13 protein-coding genes are annotated in these 18,108 nt (G+C 28.2%); 2 read left to right on the top strand and 11 right to left on the bottom strand.

From position 1 onward, the window contains the following. Positions 1–55: 55 nt before the first annotated feature. A complete protein-coding gene (locus ACKU3H_RS06830) occupies positions 56–2,074 on the bottom strand; it encodes a TonB-dependent receptor domain-containing protein (protein ID WP_320036233.1) in 2,019 nt (672 codons plus the stop codon). Between the two features lie 131 nt (positions 2,075–2,205). Between ACKU3H_RS06830 and ACKU3H_RS06825 the strand changes: the two genes are divergently transcribed. Then, positions 2,206–2,949 (top strand): response regulator, encoded by a 744-nt coding sequence (locus ACKU3H_RS06825; protein WP_320036232.1) that lies wholly within the window; start codon positions 2,206–2,208, stop codon positions 2,947–2,949. Further along, positions 2,942–4,747: a histidine kinase dimerization/phosphoacceptor domain -containing protein gene (locus tag ACKU3H_RS06820; protein WP_320036231.1), complete on the top strand. Its 1,806-nt coding sequence runs from the start codon at positions 2,942–2,944 to the stop codon at positions 4,745–4,747. Before ACKU3H_RS06825 ends, ACKU3H_RS06820 begins: the two co-directional genes overlap by 8 nt. Before the next feature lie 13 nt (positions 4,748–4,760). On the opposite strand, the gene ACKU3H_RS06815 is transcribed toward ACKU3H_RS06820, so the two are convergent. From ACKU3H_RS06815 to ACKU3H_RS06770, 10 genes are all read right to left on the bottom strand, one after another. Continuing rightward, positions 4,761–7,721 carry a MutS-related protein gene (locus tag ACKU3H_RS06815; protein WP_320036230.1) on the bottom strand — a complete coding sequence of 987 codons (2,961 nt, stop codon included), beginning with the start codon at positions 7,719–7,721 and terminating at the stop codon, positions 4,761–4,763. Positions 7,722–7,723: 2 nt separating this feature from the next. Continuing rightward, complete coding sequence (locus tag ACKU3H_RS06810; RefSeq protein WP_320036229.1) at positions 7,724–8,143, bottom strand: heme-binding domain-containing protein; 420 nt, start codon at positions 8,141–8,143, stop codon at positions 7,724–7,726. Between the two features lie 7 nt (positions 8,144–8,150). Continuing rightward, positions 8,151–8,480 (bottom strand): thioredoxin family protein, encoded by a 330-nt coding sequence (locus ACKU3H_RS06805; RefSeq protein ID WP_320036228.1) that lies wholly within the window; start codon positions 8,478–8,480, stop codon positions 8,151–8,153. Further along, on the bottom strand, positions 8,461–10,491 hold the full coding sequence (locus ACKU3H_RS06800) for a DUF1538 family protein (RefSeq protein ID WP_320036227.1): 2,031 nt from the start codon (positions 10,489–10,491) through the stop codon (positions 8,461–8,463). The genes ACKU3H_RS06805 and ACKU3H_RS06800 overlap by 20 nt, the downstream gene beginning before the upstream one ends. Then, positions 10,488–11,189 carry an NAD-binding protein gene (locus ACKU3H_RS06795; protein ID WP_320036226.1) on the bottom strand — a complete coding sequence of 234 codons (702 nt, stop codon included), beginning with the start codon at positions 11,187–11,189 and terminating at the stop codon, positions 10,488–10,490. Before ACKU3H_RS06795 ends, ACKU3H_RS06800 begins: the two co-directional genes overlap by 4 nt. A 9-nt stretch (positions 11,190–11,198) precedes the next feature. Beyond that, positions 11,199–12,755 carry an NAD-binding protein gene (locus tag ACKU3H_RS06790; RefSeq protein ID WP_320036225.1) on the bottom strand — a complete coding sequence of 519 codons (1,557 nt, stop codon included), beginning with the start codon at positions 12,753–12,755 and terminating at the stop codon, positions 11,199–11,201. Between the two features lie 32 nt (positions 12,756–12,787). Then, on the bottom strand, positions 12,788–14,341 hold the full coding sequence (locus tag ACKU3H_RS06785) for a 2-isopropylmalate synthase (protein ID WP_320036224.1): 1,554 nt from the start codon (positions 14,339–14,341) through the stop codon (positions 12,788–12,790). A gap of 231 nt (positions 14,342–14,572) precedes the next feature. After that, positions 14,573–15,175, bottom strand: coding sequence for a phosphatidylserine decarboxylase (locus ACKU3H_RS06780; RefSeq protein WP_320036223.1), 603 nt, complete (start codon positions 15,173–15,175; stop codon positions 14,573–14,575). Between the two features lie 2 nt (positions 15,176–15,177). Next, the gene (ftsH, locus tag ACKU3H_RS06775) at positions 15,178–17,271 is read right to left on the bottom strand and encodes an ATP-dependent zinc metalloprotease FtsH (RefSeq protein ID WP_320036222.1); all 2,094 of its coding nucleotides are present in this window, start codon (positions 17,269–17,271) and stop codon (positions 15,178–15,180) included. A 16-nt stretch (positions 17,272–17,287) separates the two neighbouring features. After that, entirely contained in the window at positions 17,288–18,094 is an 807-nt protein-coding gene (locus tag ACKU3H_RS06770) for a 50S ribosomal protein L11 methyltransferase (RefSeq protein ID WP_320036221.1), read from the bottom strand. Between the last annotated feature and the right edge of the window lie 14 nt (positions 18,095–18,108).

Here is an 18,108-nt window from a genome sequence, read left to right as displayed (position 1 = left end):
TGAAACAATGCCCAAGTCAAAATTCGCAAAAGACTTGAGCATTGATTTAAAATAATTAAAACTTGATATCTATGGCAAAACTATATCTTCTACCATCAAGAACATAAGAGTACCCCTCATCTGAAGTAACTTCTTTATTAGTGATATTATAAACACCTGCTTTTAGAGTTACATCTGACTTTATTCTGTAAACTAAACCAACATCAGCAAATGTATAAGATGGTGTCTCTTCACTCATTGTTTTACTTCTATAATTAACTTGTGCCCAAGATAATAGTTTTGGAGTAATATCCCAATCAAGTCCAGCATTGAACATATGTTTTGAAATATCATTTAAAGGTTCACCCGCACTTGAACCTGTTTTCTGTTCAGAATCTGTATAAGTATATGAATGTCTATATTTCAAATCTTGAGTAATTTGGTAATCTGTAGTTAACTCAATACCTTTAATCTCTGCTTCATCAATATTTATCATCTCTTTAAAACCATAACTATTTGATACAGTATAAGTTTCACCATTGTAATTACAAGTATTTGTTCCACTTGGACAAACATAATAATCTGATCTTGTAATCATATCTTCAAAATCAGTTTTATAAACTGTTAAACTAGCACTTATGTCATCTGCATTGTCATAAGATATACTTGCTTCATAAGATACACTTGTTTCAGGTTCTAAATCTGGGTTACCAAAATAGTTTCCACCCCTTGAAACACCTAAGAAATCTTGGCTTGATTGTTTTAAATTTGGAGCTTTATATCCAGTTGTAACTCCACCTTTTAAAGTGATTTCGTCTGTTAAATGATAAACAGTATATAATTTAGGACTAATATTTGAACCGAAATCTTCATTATCATCATATCTAGCACTCAAAAATAATGATAAATCATCTGTTAAAATCCACTCATCTTCAGCAAATAAAGAATACTGGTATCTATCTACTGTAGTATAACCTGAAGTATTAATTGAGTTTGTAGCACCATCTTTATAGGTTTCATCTTTATATGTAGCCCCTAAAGATAAGATATGATTGTCAAAAAATATTGTTCCTTGTGTATTTGCAACAAGGGTATCAGACATTATGTAATTACCTGTTGTAGTATTCCTTCTTGAAGGATTTTTTGCATCATCATATGTTATATATGACTTTATCAAAAAATCATCGTTTTTATATTCATGACTTATAGAATAAGTATCTTTATAAGAAACAATTTCACTTAACTCTGTAGCTGAAGTTACTCCTCTAATTGTTCGTGTCAGAGGTAAACTTTTCCCTGGTGTATGTGTTCGTTCTTGCTTATTATACATATATTCTAAATCAATAGTATTATTATCGTTTGGTGTGATAATAAATCTTGTAGCTAATTTTTTGTTTTTATATTCAGGATCACTACCTGTACTTTCTGTACCACCACCTGCATAATCACTTTCATCGTTATAATTAAAACTACCACTTAGATTTGCATATAAAAAATCATCAATTATGGGACTTCTTAAAGTAAAACTTGTGTTTAAACCATCATTATTTACTTTATTGTTTGAATCTGCCATTAAATATTCAAAAGATACACTTCCAGATACTTCTTTTGATTTTTTCTTTGTAATAATATTTACTACACCTCCCATTGCATCTGAACCATAAAGTGACGAGGCAGGTCCTCTAATAATTTCTATACTTTCGATATTATCAACTGAAGGCAAGAAATTCATTTGAACACCAGCTTGTCCACCATTTTGTGTAAAAGCTTGATCGTTTTGCATTGGTTTACCATCAATTAAAAATAAAGTATAATCATCCCCCATACCTCTCATCATAATACTTTGGTTTGAACCCCCATTTGTTATAAATAATCCAGGGACATTTTTTAACACATCACTAATATCTGAATAAGATTTATTTTTAATCTCCTCTGCTGATATCACTGATATAGTAGCTGGTGCATCTTTTATATTTTGCTCAAACCCTGATGCACTCACAACAGTTACTTCACTTAATTTTGCAGATTCATCATTTGCAAATAAAGTAGTACTTAGTATTACAGCTAAAGATAAACTAATCTTTTTTATTTCCATAAACTCTCCTTTTTTTGATAAATTAATTATATCGATGAAAAATGACGGAAAAATAATTCTAATAACTATTATCAAAATTAATGTTGTATTAAAAATATTTTTGTTAGAATCATTTTTTAAATGGAAAATAAATGTCAAATAATTTAGTAATAAAAAAAGATTTAAGTATTTTAATTGTTGAAGATGAGCCAATTATTGCCCTTGCAGTAGAAGCAAATCTAAAAAAAATTGGTTATGGACTTTGTAGTATAGCTACAACCCCAGATAACGCTATACTTTGTGCTCAAAATAATTATCCAGATATTGTTCTGATGGATATAAATTTAAATAATGCAAATAAAAATGGGATTGATGTTGCAAAAATCATCTGGAGAAATCTTAATATTCCTATAATTTTTTTAACTTCTTATAGCAGTAATAAAATATTAGACGAAGCATTAGAAGCAGAACCCTATGCTTTTCTAGTTAAGCCTTGTAAAGAGATAGATTTAAAAGCTGCAATTAATACAGCTATACATAAACATAAATATTTTTTTAATAATAAAAAAAATATCAATAAACAATTAAAAGAGGATAACTTTATATATATAGATAAAAATATGAAATTTAATAAACTTTCATCAGAGTTTTATATTAATGATAAATTATTCCCTTTAACTAAAATAGAAACAAAACTTTTTGAGATACTTACAATTAATCCAGGTAGAATTGTTAGTTTCGAAACTATCTTTACATATATTTGGAGAGAAGATATTTGTGAATTATCCAAATTGCGATCATTAATTTATAGATTAAAATCAAGATTAGGTGAAAACCCTTTTGAGAATATTTATGAGATAGGTTATCGAATAAAATTAATAGAAGCAGATGATTAATTATTTAAACTTTAAATACTATTCCTTTACTACAAAAATATTAATCTCTTTTTTTATTTTTGTTATTGTATTTATAATTAGTAAAAACTACCTTACCTTACCAAAAATTGAACAAAAAAATTATAATGAAGAGCTTGATTTTATTACAAAAACTTTATTAAATACGAAAAAACAACTTATTGTAATCTCTGATTATATAAAAATTCAGTCAAATCTCAGAAGGGAACTAAGTAAAATAGAGATACAAGAGCAGTTAAAGCAATTTGATTTATCCATAAAAAATATTAAAAAACCTCAAAAAATTGTTGATTTATTCAAAAAAAATTATATATCAAATTATTGTTCTTATAATTTTACGGGCAATAACTTTAAATATGAGAAAATAATAAAAATCAATCCTTTTGAAAAGAATATTAATAAAAAGTTTGAAAAATGGCAAGAATATAAAACTAATGGAAAAGTTATATATCTATTTTATAATCACAAATTCCAAAATAAAGATTTAATTTTATCGATTGGATGTTATTTTAAAGAATTAAATAAAGAACGTAAAAATTTAAAATTAAATCTAAAAGAACAAATAAATACCTTAACAAATATGAATTTGAAAACTGCCAAAAAAGCTATATTTAAAATAAAACCCAACATGAATAATGAGGAAATAACTCTTAAAAAAGAGTCCTATTATATAAGTAGAATTTCTGAACAAAAAGATATATCTATTGGTGATTTATCAATAAAACAAATACTAAAGGCAAAAGATAAAGGACCAATTGAACATCAAATAGGAGGTAAAAGTTATCTAACTTGGATTATTGATTTAAATAATACATGGGTAGGTAAAGGATCTTTTTTACTTGAATATACTGTTGAAAAAGATGAAATACTTAATAATTCAAAAGCTAATTTATCTTTTCTAAATGAAACATTAATAGCAATCTTTTTAAGTTTTCTAATTTTTATTGTATCTTTTGGAAAGATATTAAAAGATATTAATAAACTTACAAAAACAGCAACCTTAGTAACAAAAGGCAATAGAAATATAAGATCAAATGTAAAAGGTGATAATGATATTGGAATTTTAGGAGAGTCTTTTGATAATATGTTAGATTTTTTCGAAAATAATATTAAAATACTTGACAAAAGAGTAGAAGATAAAACTAATGTAATTTCAAAATCTTTAGAAGAAAAAGAAGTATTATTAAGAGAAATTCATCATAGAGTAAAAAATAACCTTACATTAACAATAAGCTTGATTCAACTTCAAGAATTAAATATGAAAGATGAAGAAACTAAAAAAGCCTTAAAAGATATTCAAGAAAGAATTTTTACTATGGTATTAATTCATCAAAAAATATATGAATCAAAAGACTTAAATAGAATAAATCTAAAAAATTATGTAACTGATTTAATAAATGCAATAATTAACTCTTATTCAATAAATAAAAATTTAGATTTGACTATTAATGTTGATGAGTTAGAACTTGATATACAATCAGTTATGCCACTTGGTATTATTTTAAATGAATTAATTACAAATGCCTTTAAATATGCCTTTAACAATCAAAAAGAAAATAAATTAGAACTTATAATCTCAAATCCAAGAAATAAAAAAATTATTATAATAGTTAAAGATAATGGGAAAAAAGAGATAAAAGATTTTCTTGAACTGTCTAATAAAACTTTAGGTTTAAAATTAGTTAATACAATTGTTAAGTATCAGTTATTTGGTGAATTTACATATAAATATAATAATGGTTCAATTTTTGAGATAAAGGGAGAAATAAATAACTATTAAGAGATTTAACTATCTATTTTTCCTCATTTACCATTGTATAATGTAATTCCAAACCTTTTGAAGTTGAAACAAAACCATTTACATTTATAGTTCCATCGTGTACCATCTTATGGTGTTCTTTACATAAAGGGATTAGATTATACTTATGGTTTGCATTTACATGACCTATAAAGCCATCTTTATTTGCTCTTGCTTGCTCTTTAATATGATGTACATCATCACAAGCTCTACCACAAATAATACAAGAACTAACAAATACATCTTTATTGTATTTAGATGATTTCTTTTGAGTAAGTCTTTCAACAGGAGAGTAATCATCTGTTAGTTTTTTTCTAATATCATTTGCAACTGCTAAAAACTCCCTATCCATATGAAGTGATTTGGCATATTCTAAACCATACATAGAAGAACCACTTCCATGTTTTAGTTTTCTATCAAATATAAGTTTATCCTCTTCATCTTTATACATCACAGATAGATGTAAAGAGATGATATTTTTTAGTTTTGATATCTCATCTATTTCAGGAAGTTGATGAAGGTGGGTTGCAAATACAAAAAGAGATTCTAATTTTGCTAATTTTAAAATAGCACTGGCAACAATACTTAATCCACTCATTGTTTCTGTACTATGTGATATTTCATCCCCTAAAACTAAAGATTGTTTAGTTGCTCTATTAAAGATATTTTTTAATTCAAGCATCTCAACAGCAAAAGATGAAAGCCCTTTTGCTATATTATCAGCACCACTAATTCTAGTAAATACTGAATCAAAAATAGAAAATCTCATAGATTTACAAGGTACATAAAATCCTGCTTGGGCTAAAATAACTGCGATTCCAATTGATTTCATAAGTGAAGATTTTCCTGAAGAGTTGATACCGTAAAGTAAAATACCATGCATCTTATTATCAAACATATTTATAGGGTTTGAGTTTTTTATTATTACATTATTTTTATGTTCCTCTTTTGATAAAGAAAGTTCTCCTAAAATAATATCATTTGGTACATAAATCCCCTGCTCTTCATTTGCTTCAATAATTGGGTGTCTTAAATCTATTATCTCTAAAAAGTTTTCGTCATCTTTTGTTTTAACTATCTTAGGAGCTACATAGTTGTATTTTTTTGCTGTTTTAATATTTGAAACTGTTAAATCAACCTCAGCAATAAACTGTACTAAATCCTCTAAAAGTGTTGCAAACTTTTTTTCAAACTCTAATAGCTTTTCTTTAAATACCAATTTATTTAATTCTATGATTTTTCTTAGATTATGTACATATTTATCAGAGATTGTATCACTTAAACTACAAGAGATTTTTACACTTGTTGTTTGAACTTTTATATTAAAATCTTTAAACAATAGCAACTCATCATCTACTATTAAATGGGAATTTAAAAGTTCATCTTTTATTGAATTATATCTATTTTTTGTAAGACTTAAGAAAAAGCCTTCTTTATCTAATCTTTGAATAGAAACATAGTTTCCATCAGTGTTTCCTAAAAATGTTAAAATATGATTTTTTAGAAATTCAAGTTTTGTATAAAGTTCTTCATTCTCTTTGTTTAATTCATCTATTTGATGATTTATTCCATCACAAACCATATTACACTCAACATCTTTTAGCATAAATTTACCAGATATACTTAAATCAAAAGTAGACTCAATAGAGTCAATAAACATTTGAAGTTGGGCAAGGGAGCAAGGGGGAGTTATAAATTTGTAGTTTTCCATAAATGTAACTACTTCTTTAATACTCAATAAAGAATCATATAAATAGTTTAACTCAAAAGGATGAAGTCTATTTAGTTTTATTCTTCTTGTAAGTCTTTCTATATCATAAATATTTGCCAACTCATTTTCAATTGGTGCGTGATAATCAAACAACTCTTTTGATAAAGCAAATCTTCTTAATAACTCTTTACTCTCTTTTATAGGATGGGTAAGTCTTTCTTTTAAAAGTCTTTTTCCCATAGCTGTTGAAGTATTATTTATAAGTTTAATCAAACTTGGATTGTGTGTTGTTTCTATTATATTTAATTGCTCTAAGGCATTATTTCCCAAATAGATATATTTACTAACATCAAGTTTAACAGGAAAAGATAGTTTTTGAACAATATTTGAATCATGTCCTATTACAAAATCGATTAATATAGCCAAAGACTCAGAGCTTAAAGGTACTCTTTCCATATCAAGATGCTCAATTGCTGTAAGTAGTGATTCTATATTAAATACATTTTTAAATAATTCATTTTGATAAGTGATTTTTGGAATAAAATTACCTATATGAAACGTTTTTAATTTTAGTTCAAGATAATCCACTACCTCTTTTTGATTTATATTCTTATCTTTAAAAGTTACCACTATCTCATTTGTTTTGTGCATATTCATATAATTAAACACTTCATCTAAAGCAAAAAATTTATCTTCACTTGTTCCATGTATTTCATTATAAAAACATTTTCCTGTAGTAACATCAATAGCAGAATAACCAACTAAATAGATACCTTTTATCTCATCAATTACTAATGAAGTGATATTGTTTTCATCTTGGTCAATTACAAAATCAAAGTTTGTTCCTGGACTTACAACAGTATCTAAGTATCTAGTAACCTTTGGAGGTAAACCCTTTTGTCTTATTATTACTACTGTATATTTTTGTTCAGATATTATTCTTGCTAAATGTTTTTCTAAAGAGATTGCAGGTACACCTGCCATAATTGGATTTTCTTTTGAGTTTTCTAAAATAGATTTGTTTTTTCTAGTTAGTTGAATATTTAATAGTTCAGCAATCTCTTTTGCTTTTCCTATTTGTTCATCATCATTATTTACTTCATAAACTTCAAAAAAAGTACCAATTTCCATCAGAACTACAGTATTTTTTCCATACTTCTCTTCGAACATTTTTTGAAGTTTAAAATAAGTAACAGTAAGTAGTGTTTTTTTATCGTCTAATAATTCCTGAACTTCTTCTCTCAAAACTATCTTCTAACTCCTGTCCAATCTCTTATCATTTTTCTTTGTTCCATAGTTAAATCTGCTTCATTATGTACCCAAAGATAACTTCTTAGGGGCATTGCTGCATATGCAGTTCTAAATATCTCTTTTATTTTTTTCTCTTTTTCTTCTTTTGTATAGTTTTCCCATTCAGAGAAGTTTAAAGCTTTTCTTCCATCTTTTACATGGGTATTTATAACCCAAGAAAATGGTGCAATATTAGAATACCAAGGCCATTTTACTTCATTTGAATGGCAATCATAACATGCTGTTTTAACTAAAGTTGAGATATTCTCTGGCATTTTCATCTCTAACTCTTTAGGTGTAGTTTCATTTGTTTTATCTATTGTAAAAAATTGCATTGCTATAAAAATAATAGCTAATATAATAATATTTGCTTTCATAATCTTCCTAATCTACAAAAAGTGAATATGGTCTTTTTAGTTCTTCAATAAAAGCTTGTATAGAGATATTTCTACTCTTCCTAAAAAACTCTTTTGAATCAAAAAAAACTAATATAGTAGGAATAGAAAATACCGAAAAATTGCTTGCTATCTCTTTATAAACATCAGCTTTTACTTCATAATTTTCCATTTGTGAAAAATTTTCTACAATTGCACTTTCAACTTTTGGTTTCAAAGCTTTGCAAACAGAACAATTTTCCCCAGAAAAATATATTAATACAGGATTACCTGTATTAATAATATTTTCTATCTCCTCTTTACTCTTTATCTGAATCATTTAAAACTGGTTCCACAATTTTTGAAGTTAATTTTTCCTCTTCCTCTTTTATTAACTTCTCTGTGTTGTTTTCAGGATTTTTATGATCTTTTCTATTTACAAAAATATCATGTCTACTTAAACTAATCCCTTTCATGTGTGATAATGGGAAAGCAAAAGCTATACCTTTTCCTGTAGTTGTTAAGTGAAGTGTATGAATAATAGATTTTATAACTGGATTAACTAAACTTTGAGGTAATAGGAATAATAATACAACCTGATTTGCTTCAAAAGATGGTCTATAGTAGTTATCCATTTGACCAAGTCCAATTCCATCTGCTCTAAGAACAGTAACCCCAGGAGCTCCTGCTTTATTAGCTGCTTGTATTGCATCAACTTTTTTATCATTTGGTACAATTATAACCACAGCTGAAAAGTCCATAGGTAAAGAGTGTCTTCTATCACTTCCATCTATATTCACAGTAGCTAAATCCATATTTTCTGCATCAATTAATGCATCTCTTAAAATATTTGCAGCTTCAATTTCAGTATCTGATTTAACACCAAGTTTTTCAATAATAATACCATAAAGCATAACTGTAATCATTGGAAATAATGAAGCAAAAGCAATAAGTCCAAATCCGTCAATTAAAGGGCTTCTTCCTTCAATATTTGTTGCTAGTCCAATACCAAGAGCTGCTACTAAAGGAACTGTTACAGTTGAAGTTGTAACCCCACCACTATCATAGGCTATTGGAATAATATATTTTGGAGCAACCCAAGTTAAGGTAATAACTAATATATATCCAAATATAATATAGTAATGAATATGTCCACCATCTACAATCCTAAATGCTCCAAGGGCAATACCAATTGCAACACCAAAGGCAACAAAGATTCTTAAGGCAAAATCATTGATTTTACCATCACTTATCTCTTTTGCTTTTTTTGCAATTGCCATAAGAGCTGGCTCTGCCATAGTTGTAGAAAAACCAATAGCAAACGCAAAAGCATAAATTACAAAAACTGAATCCCTTTTAGTAAGTTGATATGCCATAGTTTCACCAAGAGTAAATAACCCCATTTCTAAACCAAGAATAAAAGCATATAAACCAACAACTACTAATACAAATCCAAAAATTACTGTTTTTAGATTGTCAATTCTTTTTTTAATCACTCCATATTGGAAAAATAGAATAATTAATAAAATAGGCGCAACATCTTTAACAACTGAACCTAAACCATGAAGAACAGATTCAATAGTGATAGTTGTAGATACAGATACATTAGCTTCAACAACTACTTGTGCTACCTCTTTTGCTTCAACTAGATTATAAACAGCAATTCCATAGATTTGTACAAAAATCATTGGTGTTAATGAAGCAAAAGCAATAAGACCAAATCCATCAATTACAGGATTTCTCCCTTTAATTGAAGATGCTAAACCAATTCCTAATGCAGCAACTAAAGGTACAGTTACAGTTGAAGTAGTTACTCCACCTAAATCATATGCTAATCCAATAATCTCTTGAGGAGCAAAAAAAGTTACACCAACAACTAGAATATATCCTGCCATAATATAGTAGTGTATACCATGACCTTTATAGATTCTAAATACCCCAAGAAGTATTGCAAAACCAACAGAACCTGCAACAACCAACCTTAATATTGTTGCATCAATTCTACCACTAGAGATAGATGCTGCTTTATCAGCAATTACAGCTAGGGCTGGTTCAGCTATTGTTGTACCAAATCCAATTAAAAAACCAAAAAATAATACCCAAGCCATAGAACCATTTTTTGCAAAATCTCTAGCTAAACCTTCTCCAACAGGGAATATTCCTATTTCCAGACCTTGTAAAAAAATAGCAAGCCCAACTCCTACTATACCTAAACCAATAGTAGTAGATACCCATCCATCTGGTACTGCTTGAATAATAGCTAATTGAAAAAATAAAATTACTATTATAATTGGTAATAAATCCCTAAACGACTCTCTTAGTAACTTCAAAAAAAAGTTAAATTGCATCATGCGCCAACTCCTCCTATATACTCTCTAAACTCAACTAACTCGGCATTTTGCCCAACCACAACCAATATATCTCCTTCGTCAATTTTATGATTTATCCCTTTTGTATTAAAGATAAATTGTTCTCCCAACTCTTTATCCATAATCCCAATAAGTAAAATATTGTATTTTTTATGAATAGTTATATCTTTTAAAAATTTTCCATTTAACATAGATTCTTTATTTATATAAATTTCTGAAATATTTAAATCTGATTTACTAAATAATATCTCATCTAAAACTTTTAACATAAGAGGCTTAGTCATATATCTATATATTCTTTGTGCAGTAAGTTCATTTGGATTTAAAACTTTTGTTGCTCCTGCTATAAGTAATTTTTTTGCTTCTGCTTTTGTTTTTGAAGTTGAAATAATTTTTAAATTTTTATCTAAATTTCTAGCGGACAAGGTAACAAATAGATTATTTTTATTACTGTTACTTACACAAAATAAAGAATCAACATCTTTTCCTATTCCTATTTCTAATAGTTCATCATCATTTAGAAGTGTTGAATTTATAACTTCATATCCATCTTTTTTTGCTTTTATAACTTGTTCATCTACAAAACTTATTACAATGACTTTATAACCCTTTTCATCTAGCACTTTTGCTATTTTAGAGCCTAATATGGAATATCCGTAGATTACAACACTTTTTTTCATTTTTCTCTTTTAAAAATCTTTTGTTAATAAATCACTTCTTAACTCTTTTAGTGATTCTTTAAAGCCAATTACAATTAATATATCTTTTTGTTTTAATGTGTAGTTTATATTTACAGGATTAAATATAAATTCATATTTATTTGAATTATTTATTATACCAATTAGAGTTAAATTATAGTTTTCAAAGTTTATCAAATTTATATCTTTGTTTAAAATATTCATCTCTTCTACAATTTCTATCTCATCAACTTCTGCAGAGATTTCATCATTTAATAAAATACCATCTACTGCTTCAAAAGCAACAGGCTGTCCTATATATTCCCCCGCAACATAAGCACTTATCTCATTTGAATTTATTGTAAAATCTGCTCCTGCAAGTTTTAATTTATTTTCTACTTCGGGGTCATTTACTAGGGTTATAATTTTTATATTGCTATCTAATGCTCTAGCTCCTAAAACTATTGAAAGATTGGTAGCATCATCTTCACTTAAAGTAATAATAGTAGAAGCACCCTCACCTACACCCACTTTTTTTAGAAAATCCATATTTGTAGGATCATCTAAGATTGCTAATAGATTGTCATTTTGAGCTAAATTTATACTATTTTCATCATCATCTATTATTAAAACTTTTTTCTTATGTTTTGTAAGTTCCCTTACTAGATTTTTTGCCATAATATCGTAACCACAAATAATTACAAACTCTTCTAACTTGTTAACTTCATTTTTAACTCTATTCTTTTTTATAGTTTCCATTCTTTGGGCTAAAGCAGTTGTAACAATTGAGGTACTAAAAGCAATAACTAAAAAACCATTTATAACAAGTATTAAAGTTACAAATTTTCCTTCAGGAGTAATAGGAACAATATCTCCATAACCAACCGTTGAGATTGTAATTAGTGACCAATAAACTGCATCAAAAAAATGATTTACTTTGTCATTTACACCTTCTGGTCCCTCATATACAAACATAATTGTTGAACCAAAAAATATAACAATACCACTTAGGATTGCTAAAGTATATAATTCAAATTTTCTTTCAACAAAAATATTTAAAAACTCTTTTAAAGAACTTGTGTATCTGATAATTTTAAATAATCTAAATAGTAAAAATATTCTTAAAACTCTAAGAGGTCTATATGCTGGCAGGATTGCCAATAAATCTATAATTGACATAGGTGAAAAGATAAATTCAAGTTTCTCTTTAAAAGCCTTTTTTAAAGATTTCGACAACTTATAATCTTTTGCTAAAAAAAGTGATTCTTCATAATCTAAAATTACTCTTTTTCTTACATCACTATAAACCCAGAGTCTTCCTATCCATTCAAAAAGAAATATAACTATTGCAAAATATTCATAAGTATTTAACACTTCAACTTTTGTATGATTTACTTCATAGATTAAAATTCCAATGGTACTTAAAACCAAAAAAATCATACAGAAATCGAAATATTTTTTATATTTGTAGTGATTGTTTTCAAGTATATTTCTTGTAAATTCTTTAAAAGAAGTATACTTAAGTGAAGAGTCTAATTTATAAAAGCCATTTACTATAATATTTTTCATATATTTATGCCAAGGGAAGAATCCCTTGTACTTTATACTTGATGCTCAGTCTTTTTTGCTAATCTCTCTTTTTGAGAAAGATAAGAATTAACTGCACCAACATAAGCTCTTGCTGTTGCTAACATAGTATCAATACTTAAACCATGACCAACAAACTCTGGTGATTTATCATCAAAAGAAACTCTTGTTGTAACTTTTGCTAAGGCATCTTTACCTTCTGTTACTGATAAAACTTTATAATCTTTTAATTGACCATCATAACCTGTTAATCTATCTATTGTTTTAAAGATTGCATCCATTGTACCATCACCAATATTTGCATCTTGCATAATTTGATCTTTGTACTTAATAGTTACAGCTGCCATTGGCATACCATTTGAACAATCTGAGATTTGTAATCCAACTAACTCATAAGTTTTGTCAGAGTTTAATGCTTCATCTGTGATTAACATTCTTACATCATCATCTGTAACATCTTTTTTCTTATCTGCTAAAACTTTAAATTTTTCAAATACTGCGTTTAATTCTTCTTCTGAAACTTTATCAAAACCTAATTGGTTAATTTTATCTCTAAATGCAGCTCTACCACTGTGTTTTCCTAAAATTAATGTAGAATCTTTAAATACACCTACATCTTCAGGTTTCATAATCTCATATGTTTCTTGATGTTTTAAAACACCATCTTGGTGAATTCCACTTTCGTGAGCAAAAGCATTTTTACCAACAATTGCTTTGTTTTGTTGTGGTTCAACACCTGTAATAGTTGCAACTAATCTTGAAGTGGGGTAGATCTCAGGTGTATTAATATCTGTGTATAATCCACCAAATGCATCTTTTCTTGTTTTTATAGCCATAACTGCTTCTTCTAAAGCTGAGTTTCCTGCTCTTTCACCTAAACCATTTATTGTAACCTCAATTTGTCTTGCACCATTCATAACTGCTGCTAAAGTATTAGCTGTTGCTAATCCTAAGTCATTGTGATTGTGTACAGAGATTCTAGCTCTATCTCCTGCAAATTCAGATAACTCTTTAACCATTGCACCTAATTCTGTTGGTAATCTGTAACCAACTGTATCTGGTAAGTTAATTGTTGATGCACCTGCACCAATTACAGCATCCATAACCTCTTTCATAAATGAGATTTCAGATCTTCCTGCATCTTCTAAAGAAAACTCAACATCATCAACAAATGTTTTTGCATATTCTACAGCATGAATTGCTCTTTTGATAACTTCATCTTCACTCATTTTTAATTTATATTTCATATGAATTGGTGAAGTAGCAATAAAGGTATGAATTCTATGTAAAGGAGCATTTTGTACCGCTAAACCAGCTTGTTTAATATCATTTTCAACTGCTCTACTCAAAGAACAGATACTTGATTTTTTAACAACTTCTGCAATTCTGCTAACTGCATCAAAGTCTCCTGGACTTGCAGCCGCAAAACCTGCTTCTATGACATCTACACCCAATTTTTCTAATTGTAAAGCAACTTTAATCTTCTCTTCTGTGTTCATTGAACAGCCAGGAGATTGTTCTCCATCTCTTAATGTTGTATCAAATACGTATATTTTATTATTATCCATTTTATTACCCTTGTAAAGTGACATATTATACCTTTTTTTTATTGTAAAAAAAGTAAACCTATATTCTTAAGTTGTGATTTTTGTTATTTATTGTTTAAATATTAGAGTGATTTTGTAAGAAGCAGAAGAGTGTTAACACTTTTTATGAAATGGTTGTTGAAAAAATCAAATATTTTCATTAGACTCTCCTATTAAATTAGTGGTGTATTATATATATTTAAATATTGTTTGTCAAGAGTTTTTTAATTTTTTAGCAATAACAGTTTTCCCAGATATTACTTTATCATGTACTGAAACATTAATTTCAAGGTTTGATTCAAAATCAATAATTATTTGCCCATGGATAAATATAGTTATTTTTTCACCTTTTTTATAAGTTTCTTTTTTGTGAAAATCTAAAGTGGGATTAAATAAAGACGAGATTAATTTCATCTTCATATTTTCATATTTGATTTCAAGAGTTTCATTAAGTTTTTTTGCTTTGTATGAACCTAAAGGTAGATTTGTTCCTTTTTTAGAAATAAATTGTACTTTTGATGTATCTAAGCTTCTTAAAATATGAGTATCTAAAATAGAAACATCAATAGTTATACTTTTTTTGAACCCATTAGTATCAATAGATACGATTTCACCATCTATAGGAGAATATATCTCATCAATTTTCAAAGTAGTTATATCTACAAACTTAAACCTGTAGATATATATTGTAAATAGTAGTGCTACAAAAGATATAAATGATAAAAATTCACAATCTATTATATAGAAAAATACTAATAATAAAAATAGTATTTGAATCTTTCCTTTACCCTCTTTTGCAACAAAACTATCATACATGATTAGTCTTTTTTGTCTTCTTTTATCTCATCTTCATTTGATGAAATCTCTTCATCTTTTGTTGAGTTTTCTTCATTAACTTCAGTTGAAGACTCTTCAGTTGTTTCAGTTTCAGATTCTTCAGTTACATCTTCAGAGTTTTCCTCTTCATTTAATGCTTCTGTATGTAAATCCTCTTCTTCAAATACTTCTCCACCATGATCTTTAATGATATCTCTTACTCTTTGACCTGTAATAACTTCAACATCAAGAAGCTCTTTTGTCATCTCTTCTATTGCATCTTTGTTATCTTCTAATGCTTTTAATACAGCTTCATATCTTTCATTTAAAACATTTTTAACATATTCATCAAGATTTTTTGCCATCTCATCAGAGAAGTCTTTTTGAGTTTGTCCACCTAAGAATTGGTTTTGTCTTTTTTCTAAAACCATTAGACCTGCAATATCACTCATACCATATATAGTTGCCATAGATTTTATAATATCAGTTGCTCTTTCAAGGTCATTTCCAGCACCTGTTGAAATTTCGCCAATAAATACTTGCTCAGCAGCACGTCCACCTAATAAAACATCAACTTCAGCTATAAGCTCATGTTTTTGCATTAAGTATTTGTTTTCTTCTGGTGTATTTAAAGTATAACCAAGTGCTGCAAGTCCTCTTGGTACAATAGATACTTTATTTACTTTTTTAGCACCTTTTGTAATCTCCGCAATTACTGCATGTCCAGATTCATGGTAAGCAACAATTTTTCTCTCTTTTGGAGAGATTCTTCTTGATTTCTTTTCAAGTCCTGCAATTTGTCTCTCAACAGCTTCTTTGAAATCTTCATAATTTACTTCTTCTTTTGAAGCCCTACCTGCTAATAATGCAGCTTCATTTACAATATTCGCTAAATCTGCACCTGCAAGTCCAGCTGTCATTCTAGCAACCTCTTCTAAATCTACATCTTTTCCTAATTTAACATTTTTAATATGTACATTTAAAATCTCTTTTCTACCTTCAAAATCAGGTTTATCAACAAGAACTTGTCTATCAAATCTTCCTGGTCTTAATAGCGCTGGGTCTAAAACTTCTGGTCTATTTGTAGCAGCAAGTACAATAACAGGTGCTGATTCAGTTGAGAACCCATCCATTTCAGCTAAAAGTTGGTTTAGAGTTTGTTCTCTTTCATCATTTCCACCCATTGGACCACCTGAAGCTCTACTTTTACCAATAGCATCAATCTCATCAATAAAGATAATTGCAGGTGCTACTTTTTTTGCTTGTTCAAAAAGGTCTCTAACTCTACTAGCCCCAACCCCAACAAACATCTCAATAAAAGCTGAACCTGAAACTGATAAGAACTGTACGTCAGCCTCTCCTGCAACTGCTTTTGCAAGTAAAGTTTTACCTGTACCCGGAGGTCCTACTAATAATACACCTTTTGGAATTTGTGCACCAAGTTTAATATATCTTTCTGGAGCTGAAAGGAAATCAACAACTTCTTGAACTTCCTCTTTTGCTTCATGATTTCCTGCCATATCATCAAAAGTAACATTTGGTTTTTCAGAATTAATCATTTTTTTAGAGCTTCCGATTCCAAGAATTCCTCCTGAACCTCCACCCATAGATTTTGACATTCTTCTAGCTAGGAACATCCAAATTGCAAAGAAAATAAAAATTGGTAAAACCCAACCAAAAAGAATATCTGCAATTAGATTCTCTTCATTGATTCCACCATATGCAATACCCTTTTCTTCTAAGCTTGGAATTAAAGTATCATCTGGTACTACTCTTCTAGCTGTATAGGTAGTAACTTGTCCACCTGAAGGCTTACCTACTGCTTTTATTTGAGTATTACCTATACCAACATACTCTATTCCACCATTATTAATTAATTTTTTCAAATCAGAATATGGTACTGTTTTGTTTTTTGTTTGACCAAAACTAGACATACTTGAATTTTGTCCCATTATTGATTGGCCGTTTCCTTCTGGAAATACAGCCTTAAAAACAAAAATTGTAACTATTGAAAAAATTACAAAAACTAAAAGTGGATTGTTGTTAAAAAAGTTGTTGTTATTATCTCCACCATTTTTATTGTTTTTATCACTCATATAAATCTTACTCCCTTTATTTTTTAAATACTACAGTTACCCATTCATTTTTATGAATTACTTTTAACTGTTTCACATCTTGAAATTTTCTTAAAACCTTATCAATATGTTTATCCAATATCCCTGATATTATTAAAATACCATCTTCTTTTAAGCATTTCTTTAAATCTGACGCAATAAATACCAAAACGTCAGCTACAATATTTGCTATCACTAAATCATATTTTTTTTCAGCTTTATTTACACTTCCTATCCAAGAGTTGTTAAATATAGCATTATTTAAATTATAATTTGTTTTTGTATCTTTTATACAAACTTCATCTGTATCACAAATATCAACAACTGCACCAAGTTTTGATGCACCAATAGCTAAGATACCACTTCCAGTACCAACATCTAGCACTTCATCATCTTTTTCAACAAACTCGCTTATAGCTTCTAAACAACTTGAAGTAGTTTCGTGATGACCTGAACCAAACGATAAGGCAGGATCAATAATGATATTTATTTTATCCTCTTTTACTGATTCCCAAGAGGGTCTAACATAAAATTTTCCAACTTCTACAGCTTTTACTGAATCTTGATATTGTTTTATCCAATCAATATTTTTCTTTTTCGATAATATTGTTTCACACTCAATACCAACAGCTTTGGAAAATTCGTTTATTCCATATTCGATATCACTTAAGTCTTCTTCACTTCTAGCGATGATTGAATCATCACTCTCCTCAATAGCATCATTAACTAATGAGTTTAAAAGATCAAGAAAGACTTCGTAATTTCCTGAAGGTTTAATTATTAATTCGTAATAGTAGTCCGACAAATATTATCCTTTGC

This window comes from Halarcobacter sp., from assembly GCF_963675975.1.
GTDB lineage: Bacteria > Campylobacterota > Campylobacteria > Campylobacterales > Arcobacteraceae > Halarcobacter.
Note: the sequence above shows the minus strand (reverse complement) of the source record. Positions and strands in the feature narration are given on the sequence as shown.

Coding starts and splice junctions, on each gene's coding strand:
- ACKU3H_RS06790 (WP_320036225.1), bottom strand. CDS start 12,755: ATGAAAAATATTATAGTAAATGGCTTTTATAAATTAGACTCTTCACTT.
- ftsH (WP_320036222.1), bottom strand. CDS start 17,271: ATGAGTGATAAAAACAATAAAAATGGTGGAGATAATAACAACAACTTT.
- ACKU3H_RS06830 (WP_320036233.1), bottom strand. CDS start 2,074: ATGGAAATAAAAAAGATTAGTTTATCTTTAGCTGTAATACTAAGTACT.
- ACKU3H_RS06825 (WP_320036232.1), top strand. CDS start 2,206: ATGTCAAATAATTTAGTAATAAAAAAAGATTTAAGTATTTTAATTGTT.
- ACKU3H_RS06800 (WP_320036227.1), bottom strand. CDS start 10,491: ATGATGCAATTTAACTTTTTTTTGAAGTTACTAAGAGAGTCGTTTAGG.
- ACKU3H_RS06810 (WP_320036229.1), bottom strand. CDS start 8,143: ATGAAAGCAAATATTATTATATTAGCTATTATTTTTATAGCAATGCAA.
- ACKU3H_RS06785 (WP_320036224.1), bottom strand. CDS start 14,341: ATGGATAATAATAAAATATACGTATTTGATACAACATTAAGAGATGGA.
- ACKU3H_RS06805 (WP_320036228.1), bottom strand. CDS start 8,480: ATGATTCAGATAAAGAGTAAAGAGGAGATAGAAAATATTATTAATACA.
- ACKU3H_RS06820 (WP_320036231.1), top strand. CDS start 2,942: ATGATTAATTATTTAAACTTTAAATACTATTCCTTTACTACAAAAATA.
- ACKU3H_RS06780 (WP_320036223.1), bottom strand. CDS start 15,175: ATGTATGATAGTTTTGTTGCAAAAGAGGGTAAAGGAAAGATTCAAATA.
- ACKU3H_RS06795 (WP_320036226.1), bottom strand. CDS start 11,189: ATGAAAAAAAGTGTTGTAATCTACGGATATTCCATATTAGGCTCTAAA.